This window comes from Paenibacillus oryzisoli, from assembly GCF_001653565.1.
GTDB classification, from domain to species: Bacteria; Bacillota; Bacilli; order Paenibacillales; family NBRC-103111; genus Paenibacillus_E; species Paenibacillus_E oryzisoli.
Genome location: NZ_LYPB01000048.1, coordinates 182,991 through 204,344 on the forward strand (window position 1 = coordinate 182,991; position 21,354 = coordinate 204,344).

The 21,354-nt window shown below is 41.1% G+C and carries 20 protein-coding genes; all 20 read right to left on the minus strand.

All coding sequences use genetic code 11. The features are described 5' to 3' along the window. Positions 1 to 115: 115 nt before the first annotated feature. The 20 genes from A8708_RS05745 to A8708_RS05840 all read right to left on the minus strand — a co-directional run bounded on the left by A8708_RS05745 (position 116) and on the right by A8708_RS05840 (position 21,321). A complete protein-coding gene (locus tag A8708_RS05745; RefSeq protein WP_068662547.1) occupies positions 116 to 4,426 on the minus strand; it encodes a PolC-type DNA polymerase III in 4,311 nt (1,436 codons plus the stop codon). Between the two features lie 66 nt (positions 4,427 to 4,492). Then, the gene (gene proS, locus A8708_RS05750) at positions 4,493 to 5,941 is read right to left on the minus strand and encodes a proline--tRNA ligase (protein ID WP_068662548.1); all 1,449 of its coding nucleotides are present in this window, start codon (positions 5,939 to 5,941) and stop codon (positions 4,493 to 4,495) included. A gap of 21 nt (positions 5,942 to 5,962) precedes the next feature. Further along, the gene (gene rseP, locus A8708_RS05755; protein WP_068662549.1) at positions 5,963 to 7,222 is read right to left on the minus strand and encodes an RIP metalloprotease RseP; all 1,260 of its coding nucleotides are present in this window, start codon (positions 7,220 to 7,222) and stop codon (positions 5,963 to 5,965) included. 273 nt (positions 7,223 to 7,495) lie between these two features. Then, positions 7,496 to 8,641: a 1-deoxy-D-xylulose-5-phosphate reductoisomerase gene (locus tag A8708_RS05760; protein ID WP_068662550.1), complete on the minus strand. Its 1,146-nt coding sequence runs from the start codon at positions 8,639 to 8,641 to the stop codon at positions 7,496 to 7,498. A 27-nt stretch (positions 8,642 to 8,668) separates the two neighbouring features. Continuing rightward, on the minus strand, positions 8,669 to 9,463 hold the full coding sequence (locus A8708_RS05765; protein ID WP_068662551.1) for a phosphatidate cytidylyltransferase: 795 nt from the start codon (positions 9,461 to 9,463) through the stop codon (positions 8,669 to 8,671). A gap of 74 nt (positions 9,464 to 9,537) precedes the next feature. After that, positions 9,538 to 10,311, minus strand: coding sequence for an isoprenyl transferase (locus A8708_RS05770; protein ID WP_068662552.1), 774 nt, complete (start codon positions 10,309 to 10,311; stop codon positions 9,538 to 9,540). Positions 10,312 to 10,379: 68 nt separating this feature from the next. Beyond that, positions 10,380 to 10,934 (minus strand): ribosome recycling factor, encoded by a 555-nt coding sequence (frr, locus tag A8708_RS05775; RefSeq protein WP_057315673.1) that lies wholly within the window; start codon positions 10,932 to 10,934, stop codon positions 10,380 to 10,382. A 3-nt stretch (positions 10,935 to 10,937) separates the two neighbouring features. Continuing rightward, positions 10,938 to 11,663 carry a UMP kinase gene (gene pyrH / locus A8708_RS05780; RefSeq protein ID WP_068662553.1) on the minus strand — a complete coding sequence of 242 codons (726 nt, stop codon included), beginning with the start codon at positions 11,661 to 11,663 and terminating at the stop codon, positions 10,938 to 10,940. A 92-nt stretch (positions 11,664 to 11,755) separates the two neighbouring features. Then, positions 11,756 to 12,406, minus strand: a complete 651-nt coding sequence (tsf, locus tag A8708_RS05785; protein WP_057315674.1) for a translation elongation factor Ts — start codon at positions 12,404 to 12,406, stop codon at positions 11,756 to 11,758. A 117-nt stretch (positions 12,407 to 12,523) separates the two neighbouring features. Beyond that, positions 12,524 to 13,222, minus strand: a complete 699-nt coding sequence (gene rpsB, locus A8708_RS05790) for a 30S ribosomal protein S2 (protein WP_056625008.1) — start codon at positions 13,220 to 13,222, stop codon at positions 12,524 to 12,526. Between the two features lie 247 nt (positions 13,223 to 13,469). Further along, a complete protein-coding gene (locus A8708_RS05795) occupies positions 13,470 to 13,988 on the minus strand; it encodes a hypothetical protein (protein WP_068662554.1) in 519 nt (172 codons plus the stop codon). Beyond that, positions 13,981 to 14,556 carry a hypothetical protein gene (locus A8708_RS05800; RefSeq protein ID WP_068662605.1) on the minus strand — a complete coding sequence of 192 codons (576 nt, stop codon included), beginning with the start codon at positions 14,554 to 14,556 and terminating at the stop codon, positions 13,981 to 13,983. The genes A8708_RS05795 and A8708_RS05800 overlap by 8 nt, the downstream gene beginning before the upstream one ends. 31 nt (positions 14,557 to 14,587) lie before the next feature. After that, positions 14,588 to 14,908, minus strand: coding sequence for a hypothetical protein (locus A8708_RS05805; RefSeq protein WP_068662555.1), 321 nt, complete (start codon positions 14,906 to 14,908; stop codon positions 14,588 to 14,590). A gap of 19 nt (positions 14,909 to 14,927) precedes the next feature. After that, positions 14,928 to 16,343 carry a FapA family protein gene (locus tag A8708_RS05810; protein ID WP_068662556.1) on the minus strand — a complete coding sequence of 472 codons (1,416 nt, stop codon included), beginning with the start codon at positions 16,341 to 16,343 and terminating at the stop codon, positions 14,928 to 14,930. Positions 16,344 to 16,370: 27 nt separating this feature from the next. Then, a complete protein-coding gene (locus A8708_RS05815) occupies positions 16,371 to 17,159 on the minus strand; it encodes a FliA/WhiG family RNA polymerase sigma factor (RefSeq protein WP_068662557.1) in 789 nt (262 codons plus the stop codon). A gap of 19 nt (positions 17,160 to 17,178) precedes the next feature. Then, the gene (locus A8708_RS05820) at positions 17,179 to 17,601 is read right to left on the minus strand and encodes a hypothetical protein (RefSeq protein ID WP_082927289.1); all 423 of its coding nucleotides are present in this window, start codon (positions 17,599 to 17,601) and stop codon (positions 17,179 to 17,181) included. After that, positions 17,601 to 18,095, minus strand: a complete 495-nt coding sequence (locus A8708_RS05825) for a chemotaxis protein CheD (protein ID WP_068662558.1) — start codon at positions 18,093 to 18,095, stop codon at positions 17,601 to 17,603. Before A8708_RS05825 ends, A8708_RS05820 begins: the two co-directional genes overlap by 1 nt. Next, complete coding sequence (locus tag A8708_RS05830) at positions 18,092 to 18,712, minus strand: chemotaxis protein CheC (RefSeq protein WP_068662559.1); 621 nt, start codon at positions 18,710 to 18,712, stop codon at positions 18,092 to 18,094. The genes A8708_RS05825 and A8708_RS05830 overlap by 4 nt, the downstream gene beginning before the upstream one ends. Positions 18,713 to 18,715: 3 nt before the next feature. Continuing rightward, complete coding sequence (locus A8708_RS05835; RefSeq protein WP_057315684.1) at positions 18,716 to 19,177, minus strand: chemotaxis protein CheW; 462 nt, start codon at positions 19,175 to 19,177, stop codon at positions 18,716 to 18,718. Positions 19,178 to 19,248: 71 nt separating this feature from the next. Continuing rightward, positions 19,249 to 21,321, minus strand: a complete 2,073-nt coding sequence (locus A8708_RS05840) for a chemotaxis protein CheA (protein WP_068662560.1) — start codon at positions 21,319 to 21,321, stop codon at positions 19,249 to 19,251. Between the last annotated feature and the right edge of the window lie 33 nt (positions 21,322 to 21,354).

A 21,354-nucleotide genomic window follows, 5' to 3' on the forward strand; every position in this document is an offset into this window, starting at 1 on the left:
CCAATAAAAATTATACCATAACCATTCTTTGCATTACAATAGCAAACTTGTTAATCATTTTCACTTGACAGCCCCAAAGCTTTCATTAGAAAACTCTCTTCGAAAGCATCTACTTCTAGAACAAGGAAAGCTGATTGGATTCAGGCATACCGCGGAAGCAACCCATAGCAGTCAACAGCTCTATGACGGTTTTAGAAGCCTTCGACTTATTCTGGAAGTCCTCAACGGATAGGAAATCGCCTTCTTCTTTGGCAGCTGCAATGTTTTTAGCAGCATTTTCACCAATCCCTGACATCGCAGCAAACGGAGGAATCAATGAATTACCATCAATGATAAACTTCGTTGCATCTGAACGATAAATATCAATAGGTTTGAAACTGAAACCGCGAGACGTCATTTCTAGAGACATCTCAAGAATGGACACCATGGCTTTCTCTTTCGGCAGAGCCTGGAAGCCTTTGGCTTCGATTTCTACTAATTGTCTGAGAATCGCGTCATATCCTTGGCAAAGCAGTTCGAGATCGAAATCAGCGGCCCGCACACTAAAGTAAGTAGCATAGTAAGCAATCGGATGATACACCTTGAAGTAAGCCGTACGAACTGCGGAGATAACGTAAGCGGCAGCATGCGCTTTTGGAAACATATACTCAATCCGTTCACAGGATTCAATGTACCAAGGGGGCACATTACAACGCTTCATCTCCTCTTTCCACTCGTCGGTCAGGCCTTTTCCTTTACGAACGCTCTCCGTTATTTTAAAAGCAAGACCTGCATCCATTCCAGCCTTATAGATCAGATACAACATGATATCATCCCGACAACCAATAACTGTCTTAATGTTACAAATCCCTTTTTTGATAAGCTCTTGCGCATTCCCCAACCAAACACCTGTTCCATGTGACAATCCTGAGATTTGCAATAGATCGGCAAATGAAGATGGCTGTGTTTCTTGAAGCATCTGGCGAACGAATTTGGTTCCCATTTCGGGGACGCCATACGTTGCCACCGGCGAACGAATCTGATCTGGCCTTACACCTAATGCTTCTGTTGAATTGAAAATGCTCATTGCCTTCGCATCATTCATAGGAATTGTCGTGGGATCGACGCCCGTTAAATCCTGAAGCATTCTCATCATCGTCGGATCGTCGTGTCCCAGAATATCTAATTTGAGCAAATTCGCATCGAAAGCATGATAGTCAAAATGTGTCGTCATCCATTCTGAATTCTTATCATCTGCAGGGAATTGAACCGGTGTAATATCATCGACTTCGATGTAATCAGGAACAACAACAATACCGCCTGGATGCTGCCCGGTACTTCTTTTGACACCAGTACAACCTGATGCCAATCGCGCAATTTCTGCACCGCGCCACTTCTGACCTTGCTCTTCTTCATATTTCTTCACGAATCCGAAAGCCGTTTTCTCAGCAACAGTACCGATCGTCCCTGCACGGAACACATTCTTAGGTCCAAAGATTTCCTTCGTGAAGTTATGCGCAACTGGCTGATAAACACCTGAGAAGTTCAAGTCGATATCGGGAACTTTATCCCCTTTAAATCCTAGGAATGTTTCAAACGGAATGTCATGGCCATCCCCTTTTAAATTTCCGCCACAGGAAGGACATACCTTATTCGGCAGATCGAAACCACTCGGTACACTTCCGTCAAGGAACCATTCGCTATGTCTGCAGGAAAGGCATATATAGTGGGGTGGCAAAGGATTAACTTCCGAAATCCCTAGCATCATCGCAACGACGGAAGAACCAACGGAACCCCGAGAACCGACTAGATAACCATCTGCATTGGATTTCTTAACGAGCCGTTCTGATATCAAATAGTTGGCAGAGAATCCAAATTTAATTATCGGAACTAACTCTTTCTCTAATCGAGCAATAATGACTTCGGGAAGCTCCTCACCATACATACTTTTGGCAGTATCATAGCAAGTCGTACGTATCTCTTCATCAGCACCTTCAATGATAGGCGTGAATAGCTTATCTGGAAAAAGTTCAATGGATTCAAAACGATCTGCAAGCTCATTTGTGCTACGAATAACAACTTCAATCGCTTTCTCTTCACCCAAAAATTTAAACTCTTCAAGCATCTCTTTCGTTGTGCGGAAATGTGCATCAGGCTTCTTCATCGCTTTCAGCGGACTAAAGCCTGTTATCCCATTGATGGTAATATCCCGGCACACTTTCTCACGTGGATTCAGATAATGAGCGTTTCCTGTCGCGATGACCGGCTTACCTGTTTTATAACCAATTTCACATACTCGACGAACAGCATCCTCTAGATCTTCTTTCGAACCGACCAAGCCTTTTTCGACGAGATGCATATTATAACTAACAGGCTGGATTTCGAGAATGTCGTAAAATTCGGAAACTTGCTCAGCTTCTTCAACAGATTTGTTGAGTACGGCTTCAAAAAACTCACCCTTTTCACAACCCGATGTGATTAAGAGCCCCTCTCTGTGTTCTACCAACACACTCTTGGGAATCGTCGCAGCTCGCTGCAAGTAAGTGGTATGAGACAGAGAGATCAGTTTAAACAAATTTTTCTTACCCACTGGGTTCAATGCATAGATACAGCAATGAAAAGGACGCTGATTGGATAAATCTTTACCAACATAATCATTCAATTTTGCTAGGCTCGTAATCTGACGATCATTAGCCTCATTAATTAAATGATAAAGCACGTAACCCAGCGCAATCGAGTCATCAATCGCTCGGTGATGATTATCGAGACCTACTTTAAATTTATCAGATAATGTATTTAATCGATGATTTTTCATAGATGGGAAGAGAAATCTAGCAAGTTCCAATGTATCGAGTACTGAGTTCGTAACCTCTGGCAGATTCATGCGCTTTAAATTCGCTTGCAGGAACCCCATATCAAAACGCGCATTATGTGCAACTAGCACACAGTCGCCAATAAACTCTACAAACTTAGGGAGCTCATCCTCAATATCTGGCGCATCCTTCACCATATCATCATTAATATTCGTCAACTGTTGAATGTTATAAGGAATCTTCTCGTGCGGATTAATGAAAGTGGCGAAGCGATCAATTTCTTTGCCGTCCTGCATCTTCACGCCAGCTAACTCAATGATTCGATTGTTAATGACCGAAAGCCCTGTGGTCTCCACGTCAAAAATAACATATGTCGCTTGTTTCAGATCGAGATCACGACCATTCATAACAATGGGGACAGAATCATTCACGACATTCGCTTCAACACCGTATATAACTTTAATGCCATGTTTTTTGGCCGCTTTACCAGCGTCAGGGAAACATTGAATATTACTATGATCGGTAACAGCTATGGCTTTATGGCCCCACTTAGCCGCCATTTTCACATATTGGTCTATCGGCGTCAGTGCATCCATCGTACTCATTGTCGTGTGCAAATGAAACTCTACACGCTTCTCAGCAGCGTCATCCATACGATCCCTTGGTGCCATAACTTCATACAGATCATTCGGGATCATTACTAGCTCTGGTATTTGCATGAACCGGTCATACTCTACTTTACCTCTGGCGCGAATCCACGTACCATTAGCAAGCAAACTCATAATCTTTACGTCTTCTTTCGTCTTCGCAAAAACCTTCATTGCTAACGAATCTGTGAAATCCGTAATATTAAACGTAAATAACGTATTTCCATTTCTTAATTCTTTGACATCCAAACCAAATACGGTACCTTGTACAGTAATTTTCTTCTCTTCCTCTTGAATATCTTTTAGTGGCGTAGGAACTTCTTTTATATCAATGCCCATGACTAGTTTCAGTTCACCTTCAGGCAGGGAAGTCTCTTCTTCCTCCATGTCGATGGACATCATAATTTCTTGTGTAAATGATTTTTCACCTTGCTCACGCTGCTTTGCAAACTTCTCATATTCTGCAACGATTTCCGTAGTATCACTTATTGCATACTTAACAGATAATTCTGTTTGAAAAAAATTATGAAAAAAATTCCGAATAAACATATCAATATTCTTTTTCTTCGCTAATTCTAGGCCTATAGCATCCAACATGATCAACGACAGAGCGTTTCCCTGTACCTCAAACCTAGCTTTCGACATCCATCCATTAATAGAAGGGACTTCACGCTGCAACCATTCCATGAATAAAGTCCAGTATTCCTCAACAAGAGCTGCTGGTTCTGCCCCTTCATATTTCCATATAAAGCGAATTTTTGCGATCTGTGCAAACTTCTCTTGAATCATTTTACAAAATGAACGATAAATCGCCAGAGGCACAAGCTCATTTTTCACCAAATAGAACGTCCAGTCGCGATTTTTCCGACTTATTTCGACTTGATCAATGTAGCCTTCTGTAAAATATGACCGTACAACATCGGCTGGAATCTCGGCTTGCTGCATCAAAAGCTCAAAGCGATTCCGTTTATCAGCCAAATTACTCATGAACAGCCTCCCCATAAAACATACCAAGGGCAATGGAGTAAGATCTCCATATGCCCTTGATTGTAATTAATAGCTTCGACCAAAAACAACTGTATGCATAGAAGGATCGCCACATACAAGACAAGTCGATTTGGTTTCGGATGGTGTGAACGGGATATTACGACTTGTTGCTCCTGTTTCTTCCTTCACTTGCGATTCACAAGCGTTAGATCCACACCAGCCAGCCAAGGCAAATCCGCGTTTCGTCTCCAAAAATGTCTTAAACTCATCGATCGTATCTACCGCAATATAATGCTCGTCACGGAATTGCTTCGCTTTATCATACATCTGCTGATGAATCTCAGCAAGTAAATTTTGAACTTCTTGCACGAAGTCAGCTTGTTGAACAATTTTCTTCTCCCCGCTTACGCGAGAAACAAGAACTACCACACCATTCTCCATATCACGAGGACCTAGTTCTACACGGATTGGAATGCCGCGCATTTCGTACTCGTTGAATTTCCAACCAGGACTTTGATCAGCACGGTCATCCACTTTAACGCGAACGCCTGCTTTCTTCAGATCCGCAAACAGCTCGTCAACACGTCCAATTACTTGCTCACGCGTTTTTGGAGGTCCGATTGGAATCATAATGACCTGTGTAGGTGCAACCTTCGGTGGTAATACTAATCCACGGTCATCTCCGTGAACCATGATGAGCGCGCCAATTAATCGGGTACTTACTCCCCATGACGTTGTATGTGCAAACTGATGTTGATTCTCACGGTCTAGGAACTTAATGTCAAAAGCAACTGCGAAATTCGTGCCAAGGTAATGAGATGTTCCGGCTTGAACAGCTTTGCCATCCTTCATCATGGCCTCAATAGAGAAAGTATCAATCGCACCTGCAAATTTCTCAGAAGGCGTTTTCTGACCAACGATGACTGGAATAGCAAGGAAATCTTCGGCAAATTGACGATAGACATCCAGCATCTGCATTGTTTCGCGGCGTGCATCTTGCTCATCTTCATGCGCAGTATGCCCTTCCTGCCACAAAAACTCAGTTGTACGAAGGAACGGCAATGTGCGCTTCTCCCAACGCACTACGTTTGCCCACTGATTGATGAGCAAAGGGAGATCACGATAGGAATTAATCCACTCTGAATACATATGCCCAATCATCGTTTCTGAAGTTGGACGAATAGCTAGACGTTCTTCTAACTTTTCACCACCAGCTTCTGTTACCCACGGCAGCTCTGGATTGAAGCCTTCTACGTGTTCTTTCTCCTTCTGAAAAAAGCTCTCAGGAATAAATAATGGGAAGTACGCATTGCGATGACCTGTTTCTTTAAATTTGCTATCCAACTCACGTTGAATATTTTCCCAGATTTCATAACCATCCGGTTTAAATACGATACAGCCGCGTACCGGAGAATAGCTCATTAAATCAGCTTTCTTAATAACATCTATGTACCATCTGGAGAAATCTTCTCCTTGTGGTGTAATCTCTTTAACAAATTGCTTCTCGTTTGACATATACCCTCCCACAAATTAGGCCTAGCCCTTAATCAATCGTAAAATATCATTGTATGTAACAGCTACCATCAACAGCATTAGGAGTGCAAACCCAACAAAGTGAACCATGCTCTCTCGATTCGGGTCTATTGGTTTCCCTCTCAAAGCTTCTAAACCCATAAATAGCAAACGGCTTCCGTCTAATGCGGGGATTGGCAATAAATTGAATATCCCTAGATACAAACTTAAAGTGGCCGCCCAGGCAATTAAAGAGCTCAGTCCCATTTTGGCAAATTGCGCAGACACCTGAGCAGTCCGAACTGGCCCACCCAAATCATCAAGTTTAAACTGAAGCATAACAAGTTTTTGCAAGCCTGTTACAATCCCTATAGTAGTACCAACAACTGAATCATAAGTACCTGTGAAAACTTCACCTAAGGTAGCACTTCTGCGATCTCCACTAATAACAACACCTAGTTTGCCAGATCCATCTTCCATTTCTGGCGTAACTTGTAGTGTAAGGGGATTGCCAGCGCGATCAATGACCCAAGTCATTGGTTTACCTGCTGAAGATTGAATCGCTGTAACCATTTTCTCTCTATCATCACCAATTGGTTGCTTATCTATGGATATGATAACATCACCTTTATGCAAACCAGCTTTTTCACCAGCTTTACCTGCGAGAACGGAATCCAGCTTTACATTCGTGAATACACCTGACATAATCACCACAATGAAGAACAAGACAATGGCTAAAATAAAATTCATAACGGGTCCCATCACGATAGCAAGGGCACGTTTCCCTACAGATTTAGAGCCAAATTGGCGATCATATGGCGCGATTTGCGTTTCAGTTCCCTTGGTCACCATCATGGCTTGCGGATCAATTGGATATGTGACTTTCTCACCATCGACATCAAGGGATATACGAAGTGCTCTTTCTAAATCAATTTGTTCCACTACACCCATAATGACATTAGAACGACGATCAAGTTGATCCAGATATAACGATGTCACATCATTCTGTTTGTTTAATTTAATAGCAACCGTCTGTCCAGGATTTACTTGAACAATTTCCGGGTCTTCTCCCGCCATGCGGACAAATCCACCAATGGGTAAGATCCGTAAGGTGTAACGGGTCTCCCCTTTTTTATATGAGAATATTTTGGGACCGAAGCCAATCGCAAATTCACGAACTAAAATACCTGCGCGTTTTGCGAAGTAAAAATGACCCCATTCATGAATCGTAACGAGTACGAAAAACAGCAATATAACCTTTAATCCAACTTCAATAGCCGACAAGTCGTATTTCCTCCTTCGGGTTTTCTTCAGAAAACTACCTTATGTATCAATGACCTAACACTTTCGATAAGCACGCTTACCTTCTAAGCATCTACTTAAGATCAACTGTTCTTGTTCTTAGATTACCACTTTTGAACAGCTGAATACAAGCTATGCCCGTACAGGTCATTATACGAAATAAATGAAATATGTAGACTTCGCTTTACAACCTCGGTGTCGGAAATTGAAAAGAAGAGGTGAGTCATGCAAACTGACTTCATCTCTTCCTGACTTCTAGAAACGGATAGACGCTGCAAACGTTCTAGCCCACTGATCTTGTTCGTGAATAACCTCTATTGTTGGATTTGCAAATGATTCATGTTTGTGCAGTGACGCCTCGATAATGTCTTCAATTTGCAAAAATGAAATATCCCCCTTAAGGAAACGCGCCACCGCAATTTCATTAGCAGCATTATAAACAGTAGGTGTAGTTCCTCCTTGTTTACCGCTCTCAAATGCCATGCGCAAGCAGGGGAATCGTGTATAATCCATTTCTCGGAAATGAAGTTTACCAATTGCAGCTAGGTCTAATTTCGTTGTTGGAGTTGTGTAGCGATTTGGATAAGTTAACGCATACTGTATGGGAACCCTCATATCAGGATTACCTAACTGTGCAATAACGCTATGATCTACAAATTCAACATAGGAATGAATGACACTTTCCGGATGAAGCAGCACCTTGATATCCTCATATCCCAAACCGAATAGCCAATGAGCTTCCATTACTTCAAGACCTTTGTTCACCATCGTAGCGGAGTCAATTGTAATTTTGGCACCCATTGACCAATTCGGATGCTTTAATGCATCCTCCACTGTTACACCAATTAGTTGTTCCCGCGTACGATCACGGAAGGAACCACCTGAAGCAGTAATCGTAATCTGAGAAACTTGAGAACGTTTCTCACCATTCAGACATTGAAAAATCGCAGAATGCTCGCTATCGATGGGTAATAAAGCAACACCTTTGCGTGAAACGGCTTCGGTTACAATGTGCCCCGCACTCACTAAGGTCTCTTTGTTGGCTAGTCCAATATCTTTACCAGCTTCAATCGCAGCTAGTGTCGGTCTTAGACCTTGGCTCCCAACTAATGCACTTACTAACAAATCCGCGTCTGTGGCAGCTGCAACTTCCAACAATCCGGCATCACCATATAGAACTTTTATGTTTGATGGTAGCTGACTAGCAACTGTTTCAGCCAATTCCTTTGTTGCAACAGATACAAGTTTAGGTTGAAATTGTTTCGCTTGTTCAATAACAAGATCGCTGTTATATCCTGCCGAGATCGCCTCAACTTGAAACTTTTCTGGTGAATGCTTCACAAGGTCCAAAGTCTGCGTACCAATGGATCCTGTCGACCCCAAAATGGCAATTTTCTTCATATATCCTGTATCCCCCGCTCATGAGAATTAGTTAGGAATCAAGTTCAATAGATAGATAAAAGGAAATACGATTAACCAACTATCCATCCGATCGAGTACGCCACCATGTCCTGGCAGCAGAGTTCCCGTGTCTTTAATTCCTTTCACACGCTTATAGGCGGATTGTATTAAATCACCAATTTGACCTACTACAGCAATAACAAATCCTAATAACAGTGCCTTCCCTACACCTAAGAGATCTGGCTCATACAAAGCGAAACAGACTGCCAATATCATTGCAATAACAACGCCACCTATTGCGCCCTCAATCGACTTTTTGGGACTTATTTGGGGCCATAGAGGATGCTTGCCTAATTTCGATCCGACAAAATAAGCACCTGCATCGGATGCCCATATACATACAAACACCATAATCGACCAAAACAATCCATTATCCGCCAATCGTGCCTCAATCATATAATTGAAGCCTAATCCAATGTATACGACACCAAGTAAAATCACAGAAACTTGATCAATCGTTATTTTGTTCTTAGAAGCTACCGTAATGAAAAGTAGCAAAAACATGACAAACCATATCACAGCGGTAAACGAAAATGACCAAGTTATGCCTAACAAACCCCAAGGGATCGTCAAACATAATAGGGCTAAAAGTCCGGCTACTGCTGTGAGTTTAAATGGCATATAGCCATTCATTTGTAGGTACTCACGATATCCAATAATTGAAACGAGTACAATTAAACCCGCATACCATAAATCACCAAGTACGAGAAGTGTAATAAAAGCAAGACCAGCTATAACGCCTGTTATGATCCTTTGTTTCAAGTTGAATCCCCCTAGATGAACAACGTTTATCTCTAAACCATCCTTTTAGTGAAAAACGATTACACAATGGGATGTTAAATACCACCGTATCTTCTTCCGCGGCGCTGATATTCAGCAATGGCTTGCATAAATAAGTCCTCTGTGAATTCGGGCCAATAGGCATCTGTAAACCATAGTTCCGAATAAGCTAATTGCCATAGTAAAAAGTTGCTCAATCGCAATTCTCCACTCGTACGAATCAGCAAATCAGGGTCAGGCAAATCTGACGTTAGCATATAGGATGAAAAGAGTGATTCGTCCAACTCATCCGGGTTTAGGTTTCCGTTTTGCAGGTCCTTCATCATATCCTGAACACCAGCAATGATTTCCTTACGTCCGCCATAATTTAATGCAAAATTCAAAATAAGACCCGTGTTATCTTTTGTTCGCTCGATCGCACCTTCTATAGCTTTCAGCGTATAGTCAGGTAGACCATCTTTCCAACCGGTCATTCGAATACGCACATTGTTCTGAATTAATTCTTCAATTTCCAAAGGAAAAAACTCTTGTGGAAGCTTCATTAGAAAATCAACTTCTTCTTTAGGTCGTTTCCAATTTTCCGTTGAGAAAGCATACATCGTTAATACTTTGACACCAATATCATTGGCTGCCATTGTTATTTTCTTTACATTTTTCATGCCCGAATGGTGTCCAGCTACCCGAGGCAAGCCTCTTTGTTTGGCCCATCGACCATTTCCATCCATAATAATCGCAACGTGTGCAGGTACTTTGTCCAGCTCTATCTCAGCTGCTGATGTCTTTACAGGCTTATTTGTTGGATTTAACCATTTCTTAAATAGCTTGAGCACAGTTGTTCCTCCCAACTAGGGAAAGATGAAAAACCCCCAGCAAATGAATACCCGGGGGCATATCTATCTTATACTTCCATGATTTCTTTTTCTTTAGCAGCCAAAACTTTCTCAACTTCAGCCACAAATTTATCTGTAAATTTCTGAATGTCCTCCTGGTGTTTACGGGACTCATCCTCAGAAATACCAGCTTTCTCAAGCTTTTTGATTTCGTCATTCGCATCACGGCGAATATTACGAATCGCAATTTTGGCTTCTTCGCCAAATTTCTTAGTCATTTTTACCAAATCATTACGACGTTCTTCTGTTAAGGCAGGGATAACAATACGAATAACGATACCGTCATTCGATGGTGTTAAGCCTAAATCCGACTTCATAATCGCCTTCTCAATAGAAGACATAGAGCTCTTATCCCATGGTTGAATAAGAAGGGTACGTGAATCTGGCGTTGTCAAGTTAGCTAATTGATTAACAGGCGTCATAGCGCCATAATATTCCACTTGAATTCGGTCTAACAACGATGGCGTTGCACGACCGGCACGAAGAGAAGTCAAATCTCTTCTTAGCGCTCCGATTGCTTTGTCCATCCGATCTTCTGCATTCTTTTTCACTGATTGAGGCATGGTTTATACGCTCCCTTTAACTGTAGTCCCAATTTTATCGCCAAGGACCACTCGTTTGATATTCCCTTTTTCCGTGATATTAAACACAACCAACGGAATGTTGTTATCCATACAAAGGGAAGATGCAGTGGAGTCCATGACACCAAGATTATTGCTTATAACTTCCATATAGGTTAACGTTTCGAATTTCTTCGCTGTTGGATCTTTGAATGGATCAGCTGAATAGACACCATCCACTTTATTCTTGGCCATTAGAATAACTTCAGCTTCAATTTCTGCAGCTCTCAAGGCAGCCGTCGTATCCGTGGAGAAATAAGGATTACCTGTTCCCGCAGCGAAAATAACTACTCTACCCTTCTCGAGATGGCGCATAGCTCTCCTACGTATGTAAGGTTCAGCAACTTGTTGCATCGTAATGGAAGACTGCACTCTTGTTGGTACCTCAATGTTTTCCAATGCATCCTGCAACGCAAGTGAATTCATGACAGTAGCTAGCATTCCCATGTAATCCGCTGTTGCGCGATCCATTCCCTTCTCGCTACCAGCAATACCACGCCATATATTTCCGCCACCAACAACGATAGCAACTTCAACATTTAACTCTACAACATCCTTCACTTGTTGAGCAATGGAGGTAATCACTTCTGAATCAATGCCATATCCCTGTTGTCCGGCTAAAGCCTCGCCGCTCAATTTAAGCACTATTCTTTTATAATAAGGTTGACCCAACTTGTATGACCTCCGTTTCCATGCGTAAATCCAAATCTTTAAGGGCTAAAAAAGAAGGAACACCAAGTGTTCCAACTTTTTTTGAACATATATTATAGTTTAACTTGGGACATAACTTCTTCCGCAAAGTTTTCTTGTTTTTTCTCAAGACCTTCACCAAGACCGAAACGAACGAAACGACGAATGGAAATGTTCTCGCCGATAGCAGCGATTTTCTCATTCAACAATTGGTCAATTGTTTTGTCTGGATCTTTAATAAATGCTTGCTCCATTAGACAGAACTCTTCATAGTATTTACCAATACGACCTTCAACCATTTTATCGATAATTTTCTCTGGTTTACCTTCGTTCAAAGCTTGGTTACGAAGTATTTCTTTTTCTTTTTCCAAAGCTTCTGTTGGAACTTCTTCACGACGAACATAAGATGGGTTTGCTGCAGCGATGTGCATAGCAATGTCTCTGCAGAATGTTCTGAATTGCTCTGTTTTACCAACGAAGTCAGTTTCACAGTTAATTTCAACAAGAACGCCAACTTTACCACCAGCGTGAATGTAAGATTCTACAGCGCCTTCTGTAGCAATACGTCCAGCTTTGTTAGCTGCTGCGGAAAGGCCTTTCTCTCGAAGAAGTTCGCCTGCTTTCGTGATATCGCCGTTTGCTTCTTCAAGTGCTTTTTTGCAATCTAACATACCTGCACCTGTTTTTTCACGTAATTCTTTTACTTGTGCTGCTGTAACTGCCATTAGAAGAAACCTCCTGTTAAATGTTTATTGTTTATATGTAACACTAGTTTATTCTCTAAAAAAAGGGTGGTGACAGGCTGTTACACCTTCCAACCACCCTTTTCACATTGCTATAATTTAAGCTGTTGTTTGCTCGCCTTGGTGTGCTTCGATAACTGCATCAGCAATTTTCGCTGTTAACAATTTAACCGCGCGGATTGCATCATCGTTACCAGGAATCACGTAATCGATTTCGTCTGGATCACAGTTTGTATCTACGATACCAACGATTGGGATACCCAATTTACGAGCTTCTGCTACAGCAATACGCTCTTTACGAGGATCGATAATGAAAAGTGCACTTGGCAAACCTTTCATGTTCTTGATTCCGCCTAGGAATTTCTCAAGACGCTCTTTCTCTTTGCGAAGAATGATAACTTCTTTCTTAGGAAGAACTTCGAAAGTGCCATCCTCTTCCCATCTTTCAAGAGTTTTCAAGCGATCGATACGTTTTTGAATAGTTTGGAAGTTAGTCAATGTACCACCCAACCAACGTTGGTTGATGAAGTACATGCCACAACGTTCTGCTTCTTCAGCAACGGAATCTTGTGCTTGTTTCTTAGTTCCTACGAAAAGGATTGTACCATTGTCTTCAGATACAGATTTAACAAAGTTGTAAGCTTCCTCAACTTTTTTAACTGTTTTTTGAAGATCGATGATGTAAATACCGTTTCTTTCAGTAAAGATATACTTGTCCATTTTCGGGTTCCAACGACGTGTTTGGTGACCGAAATGTACGCCAGCTTCTAAAAGCTGTTTCATGGAGATAACTGCCATCCCCAATCCCTCCTCTAAATGGTTTATTTGGTATCCGCCGCCCCTCGCATCTTCGCATAAAACTTACCAAAGTAAGCACCATTATGCAAATTGACGGGCGTGAGTTTTTAACACCGTGAATAAATATACCACAACTGAAAACAAGGTGCAACCTTTAATCCTGAAAGTCATTCTTCCCTTGAATTGGAACGTTTATGTGTAAACAAACAAAAAAAGATCTCTTTATAAAGATCCTTTTGCCCAGTATCTATTGTGCTGTAATAAGATTCGTCACAATTGTTGCCATGTCCAAGTTACCTTCAAACTCATGGTATCCGACTTGTATTTTGTAATTACCACCTTGTTTGTTTAGTTCAGTAACAAATGCCTTACGATCCGAAATTACACTAGCCCGATACAGTAACTCAGCTACTGCCGTAGCGTCTAAGTTTGGCTGAACATAAATGACAATCTTAGATAAAGCTACAGGAGGAGGTGATGATTTAGGCTGGTCTTGTGGTTGCGCTGCTGCCAACTTATCAGATTCTTCTTTTAGTCTCTTCTGGATGGCTGCATCTAATTCCGCTTGCGTGTACATTTTCACGTTTTTCTCAAGCACTAAATAGTATTTAGAGGCCTCGTCCTTAAGTTTCTGAGGATCCATCTCCTCCAGAGATATACCTGAATTACTTGGACTGCTAGGACGAATCAGCATCACTTGAAGAAGCAAAGCGCCAACAATAATACCTGCCCCAATACCAGTAATTAAAGCTCTATTTTTAAACACGAGTCCGTTCCTCCTGTCTTGAAAGCTGAAGGATCAAACTGACCTCGCCTTTATTCATGCTTAGCTTTTTGGCAATTGCCTCCACGCTTTTCCCTTGATCATGTAAGCTAAATAATTCTGCATATCTGCTCTTCATACTTAATCCGGCATACAGTGGCTCCTCAGGAAGAGGATCAGGAGTATCTTCGATTACGTTTACAGGTGTAGAAAGCCCATGATTAGGTGTGTTTAGCGCACTAAGCATTTCAGCGGGTGAAAGAGCTTGTTGCTGCGTCACATGAAGTGTCGTAAGTTCTTTGGACAGTTCGTGCTTCTGTTTCTCCAAAGTTTCCAAACGTCCGGCTAATTTAGCTAGCTCCACTTCATAATCTTGCTTTGTCTTTGAAAATAGATCAAGCATCGCTTGATTCTGTTCATCCATCTCAGCGGCGAAGTGTTCTATTGTATCTTCGATTTCTTGCACAACTGTAGCGTTTGCGGATGAAGCCGTCGTTTGGTCCTTCGGTATGAATCTAGCGTAAACAATCATCACAAGACCGAGAAGGATGACATATAGTACCGGCTGCATAACCATAAAGTTCACCTTTTCCTATAGCAAGTTAGAGGGAGAAGTCAATATAATGACCTTTATATGGATGTTCCGGTTGATGTTCCGGCTCCTTAGAAAGATTATTTACTTGTCCTCTTTTCTTACTTTTACCTATTTGCGTTGTTTTCTGATCACGACGATCCAAAATATCAGCGCGTGCACTCTCTTCGAGTTTATTAGCTCTTCCTCGATCACGTTCCGTCGTTTGTACAGCTTGATTCTCAAGTATCGTGCCATCTTGCCGCGGCTTCTGCATTAATTGATTCTGCTTAATACCAGCCTCATCGTTCTTGTGTACAGCGAATTGTAAATCGATGGCTTTAAAACTCATCGTCTACTCCCTCCCACACTTACACATTTGCACTCATGACAATGTCGCCTTCATTTAAGTGGAATGTCATTCGGTTCGTTGGATCTTTAATAAATTTCGTGTAACGACCAATGACAATTTTGGTGCCCCCATAAATCGTCGAAATCACTTGAACCTTAGCGTTTTCAGAATCCTCCAGTGACTTCTCAATGTCTAGAATTCGATCCTTAATCAACACTTGTTCATCAACCGATTGCTTTTTTGTATTATTAAGTTTGATACGCATGGCAAGTTTATCTGGACTTAATTGACCTGCAGCAGCTAGTTGATCCAACAAAGTAAGCGCTTTACTCGTTTTCTCCATATTCTCATACAGTGACTTAAGTTGATTACGAAGTTGAATCATTTCATTGCGCAATTCCGGCAGAACGCCAACTTCAATAATAGTAGCCGTTGACATAGAATTCCCAATAGTTCTAGCCGTAACACGCTCTCCAGCTTGAATGGTCCCACCTACGATCAAGCCTTTTGCCCCTATACAGTTAACGCTTTTTCCAGCCCTCACGGTGGAGTGCATAATACTTTGCGAGACAATTAACTCCCCAGAAACTTCAATTGTAGCATCTTGGATGAATGAACTCTTTACATTCTTACCAGCTTTAATCAATGCTTTATTCTGACCAACAATTCCAGCCGAAATTTCTACCGACCCTTCTGCTTCTAGCTCCGCGGCTTCAACGCCACCGATTACACGAATGTCTCCAGATGCACGAATTTTAAAACCAGGCAAAACGTTTCCTCGAACAACAACTGTTCCGATAAAATCAATGTTACCTATGTTGTAATCCACATCACCATTTATTTCGTAAACGGGGAATACATTGATCTTATCTCGATCCGTTCGGACTACCATGCCATCAATCGTTGCGTATAACCCCATCTGTTCAGCATCCGTTACAACATTTTTGCCTACTTTGAATCTAGCTTCTTTGCCTGATTTGGAAAAGAGCGTTTCACCCGTAACTGCACGACCAGGAGTGCCTGCTGTAGCTAAAAATCTTTGGCCAATCAATTGACCTTTACGAACATTATGAATAGATACGACTTCTTTATAATTGACCCGGCCGTCCTCTAGCTCCAAGGGTTTTTTTTCAATGTCATCGAAGTCAAAGGATAATTTAATATACCCATTTTGACCATCAATCTGATTTGTTCCCGTTGCAATTAATGTCTTTTTGTTTGAAAACGATTTTGGGTTTGCTGCAATTTCTGCTAGTACTACTTGATTAACTCCATGAATAATACGATTCTTTTGAACTAAGTCTAACAATTGGCCAACCGAGACTTTAAACGAATCATCCGTATTACTGATGAGAAGATGAGCTGATAACTTATCATCCGATACAGTAATATCAATGAAGAAATCTAAAGGCATGTTCCCTTCACTCACGGACATACCACCTTTCCATACTTTCAGATTGAGTTAATTATCTTGAAAAAGTTGATTTTTAAATCGACCTAGTACACCTTTAAGTCTTAAGATTGCTTTGGAATGCAATTGAGAAATACGTGATGGTGATAAACACATAACTTCTGCAATTTCACTTAAAGATAACTCTTCGAAATAAAAAAGTGAAACAACCGTTCGTTCCTTTTCTGTCAAGCGATCTATTGCTTTGGCCAATGATTCCTTCAGATAAAACTCGTTAACTTGAGACTCTGGGTTCTTGGCTTTCTCATCAACAATAAGTGATAATCTTGTCTCTGATTCTTCTTCTCGTATAGGATCATCAATCGAACAAATCGTTGTAACAGAAATATCCTGTAACATTTGTTGAAAATCTTGTTCACTTATTTGTAAAAATGAGCTTATCTCCGAATCAGTAACAGATCGAAGAAACTGTTGTTCAAGCTTTTGATAAGCGTCTTCGACTTTTTTAGCTTTTTCTCTGACAGACCTTGGAACCCAATCTCCTTGACGTAAACCATCAATGATTGAGCCCCGAATTCTCCATGAAGCATACGTCTCAAATTGTAATCCTCTTGCATAATCGAACTTCTCGATGGCATCAATTAATCCCATTACACCGAAACTTGACAAATCATCTTTGGAAACACTTTTGGGAAGACCAATGGCTAACCTACCTGAGACATATTCCACTAATGGCAAATAGTTCTCAATCAGTGCTTGTCTTGCTGAAATAACACCTTGCTCTTTCCATTGTTTCCACAACTCAATATTTGCAAGCTGAGCTTGCTTTTGTTCAATCATAATTAATGATACACCATCCTTAATCTTCAGACATTCGCCTCAAGGCACCCGCCAGTTGTTCAGGGTCCAAATTATTCTTGGTGACTAGCTTAGGTGGATTCAATGGTGAAAATTGCATATCATTGGAATGTGCATCTTTTGCGTGATTCGATCTCATTAATTGGCGTGTTTCTTCATCCTCATCCGGTGTACTTAAATCTAAGTTTTGACCTACCGCGGATGAGGAATTCTCGAGTGAAGAAGCCTCAACTGAGGAAACAGGACCAATCAATAAGCCTAAGACCCATCTAAATCCAAAAGTTACAACGAATAAAATAAGAAAACTATATCCTGCTTTGATACAGGATGACAAAAACAAATTGTTGCCTATCGATAAAGCAAACGTGAAAATACCAGCTAACAGAGCTACGATGAGATTTATTCGTATAGTTCCAATCATCATTAAATTTCCTTTACTCCTAATTGAACACTACGAATCTGGAGGATTCCTGTCGCACTAAAGAACTCGATCGTGCGACCATAATTAGCTCCTGTATCCTCTGCCAGAATTGGGATCTTGTACCGATTCAACATTTCTTTACAAGATTCTACATTTCTCGGTCCGATTCTCATCGTATCATTATTTCCGGCAAATGCAAACATTTGAGCACCACCAGCCAGCTTAGCTTCAAGCTTACTTATATTGGCTCCTAGCTTCTCCATCCTTGCTATAAGCTCTGGAATCGCCGTGTCTGCGTACTTAGCTATGTTCAATGAACCTTCTCTTGCTATTTCAGATGAAGGCAGCATGACGTGAGCCATTCCTGCTACTTTTGATCGGCTGTCGTATAAGGTAACCCCTACACATGAACCTAATCCTGTTGTCTTCAAAACACCAATTTGATGAGCAACATTCAAATCAGCCATTCCTACTTTAATTAAGTTTTCTAGCGTCATGGAGAGACTACCCCTAATGCCGAAAAGATTTTACCAAACGATTCCGGATCAGGGATTAAGAAAAAGTGCCCTTGCACTTCATTCTCCCCTTCCAAAAATTTAGTATCAATGAGAAGAGCCTGGTCTCCCATTTGACCAAATTGCAATAAACCATAGCTTAGAATTGCACCAGCCATGTCGATCGCCAGCGCTGGAACCGTCGGCTGCATATTTAAATTCGTAAAATCAGCAAGTGAGGATAAATAAGAACCGGCAAGTATGTTTCCTATTTCATTCAGAGCCGATAATTCTAACTCGGAATACTCTTCTTGATCAGCAATGGATAAACCAACTAAGTCATGAAGCATGTTTTTGGCGGCATCCAAATCAAGAATAAAAAACATATTTCCCGGGGCATCCCCTTCAACTCGTAAGAAGATGGCGAGTACGACTGTCTCAGCCCCGCCGACACTTTCACAGATTTCTTCGAAAGGCAGCATTCTTACTTTTGGAACCAACATATCAATCGGCTTATCCAGTAAGGTAGAAAGCGCAGTCGCTGCATGCCCTGCGCCAATGTTCCCTACTTCCTTAAGCACATCTAATTGAAAATCCTCTAATTGGCTAAAAACGTCCACAAGCTATTCCTCAAATCTTTCAAGCTGCTGAATTTCACTACGATTCAAAACTTGCTCAAGGTTTAGGAGTACCAGAAGTCGACTCTCGCCTACACGCGCGATGCCATCTAAGTATTTCGCTTTAATGCCACCAACAACTTCTGGAGGTGTATTAATGTTATCCGTATCAACATCGATAACGTCATTTGCCGAATCAACAATTAATCCTACTTCAAACTCAGCTGCTGACACGATAATGATACGAGTTGCATCTGTACTTGCTACCTCTTCAAGTCCAAATCTAGCACGAAGATCGATAATTGGAATAACAATACCACGCAAATTAATTACACCTTTAATAAATTCGGGCGCTTTAGGAACACGTGTCATTGGTTGCATTCTTTCAATCGTTCTAACCTTTTCTACTTCAACACCATACTCTTCCGATCCAAGTGCGAAGACAATTACTTTCTTTTCTTCTCCCATTGTTCAAATCCTCCTCAAAGTTTTCGTCAGAAAACTGACTTCGTAAGCATCAGCTTTAATTCGAATATGGTTTATTTAATCAATGCATTAGGATCAATGATCAAAGCAACTTGTCCATCACCAAGAATGGTTGCTCCAGATATTGCAAAAATACCCGTTAAATATTTACCTAGTGTTTTTAATACGATTTCTTGTTGTCCAATAAATTCGTCCACCATAAGAGCTACTTGCTTATCACCTTTACGCACAACAACGATTTCTGTCTCTTCTTCCAAATCCTCATTAAAATCAGGCACTTGGAATAATGTGCTTAAGGACAACAAAGGAATGACCGTTTTGCGATAATCGATCATTTTACTACCTTGAATGTTGCGAATTTGCGACTTCTGAATAGCAGAAGTTTCAACAATAGAAGATAATGGAATTGCGTATTTCTCATTGCCTAAACGTACTAACATTGCCGAAATAATGGAGAGTGTTAGAGGCAGCTGTACGGAAAACTTACTTCCAAAGCCTGGCTTTGAATCCACTTGTACATGTCCGCCAAGCATTTGAATTTTTGTTTTCACGACATCTAAGCCTACGCCACGACCAGAAATGTCGGAGATCTTCTCCGCTGTACTGAATCCTGATGCAAAGAGTAAGTTATACACTTCATGATCGGTTAATTTAGCTGCCTGTTCTGCCGTAACCAGACCATTTTTCAATGCAGTTTTCAAAACTCTATCTCTGTATATCCCTTTACCATCTTCTTCAATTTCAATAAAAACATGATTCCCACTGTGGAATGCACGAAGTTGAATTGTACCTTGTTCTGGTTTACCTACTGCTATACGGTCACTAATCGATTCAATGCCGTGATCAACAGCATTACGTAATAAATGGACTAGTGGATCACCAATTTCATCAATAACAGTTCGATCAAGTTCTGTATCAGCACCTGTAATCACAAGGTCCACTTTTTTATCTAGGGATTTAGCAAGATCTCTAATCATCCGCGGGAATCTGTTGAATACTGAATCCACAGGAACCATGCGAAGTTTCAGAACGATATTTTGCAAATCACTGCTGACACGGGACATATGTTCGACAGTTTCAGTTAAATCATTCCGTTTCACTTCACTTGCTAATTGCTCTAGTCGAACACGATCAATTAGTAGCTCACTGAATAGATTCATCAGTGTATCTAGACGCTCAATATCGACACGAATCGTTCGGCTAGCAACAGGGGCTCCACCTGCAACTGGTTTAGCAACACCTGCATTCGCAGCTGATTCTGAAGCTTTAGGTGCAGCTACTTCAAGGTTTGGAACTGCAGCTGCAACAGCAGCTGCAATTTCTTGACGAGCTGTTTCAACTTCTGTGATCGGACGCGATAATTCTGAAAGAGACTCTGTATCTACGGTTATAATAACTGCAGAAGCAATTTCTGAAACATTTAAAATTTCTTTCTCAAGCGTTGCTTGATCAACTTGTGAGATAAAATACAATGAAAATGAGCGATCAAACTTCTCTTGTTCGATTTCTTGTACGGAAGGCGTCGACTTAATAATTTCGCCCATTCTTTCCATCGCATCAAACACCATATAAGCACGTGCAGCTTTTAACACACAGTTTTCATTCACGCTAACTTCGATATAAAAAACGAGAAAGCCAGAATCAATTGACTGTTGAAGAATCGAATATTGAAACTCATCCACTTCAATGCCTTTAGCAGGTTCTTTTACGGCTACTGTCGTTGCAGCTACTGGGCCTTTTTTGTAATCACCTGTCACGATGGATCTTAGCGAGGCAACGATTGGACTTACGTCCGCCTTACCTGTACCGCCTTGAATAATATCTTCAACCATAGATTCCAAGGAGTCCAAACTTTTGAAAATACAATCAAATATGTAAGAATCCATATCAATCTTGCTATTACGAACAAGGTCGAGCACATTTTCCATATCATGCGTTAGTGCTGCGATGTCCTCGAAGCCCATTGTTGCAGACATCCCTTTTAACGTATGAGCTGAACGAAAAATGTTATGTACAATGCTTATATCTTTCGGATTACTTTCTAAATTAAGAAGATTTTCATTCAATGATTGCAAATGCTCTTTTGATTCATCGATAAACATCGATAAATATTGACTAAGTTCCACTTCCACACACCTCCAATAGAATCATCCAGTACC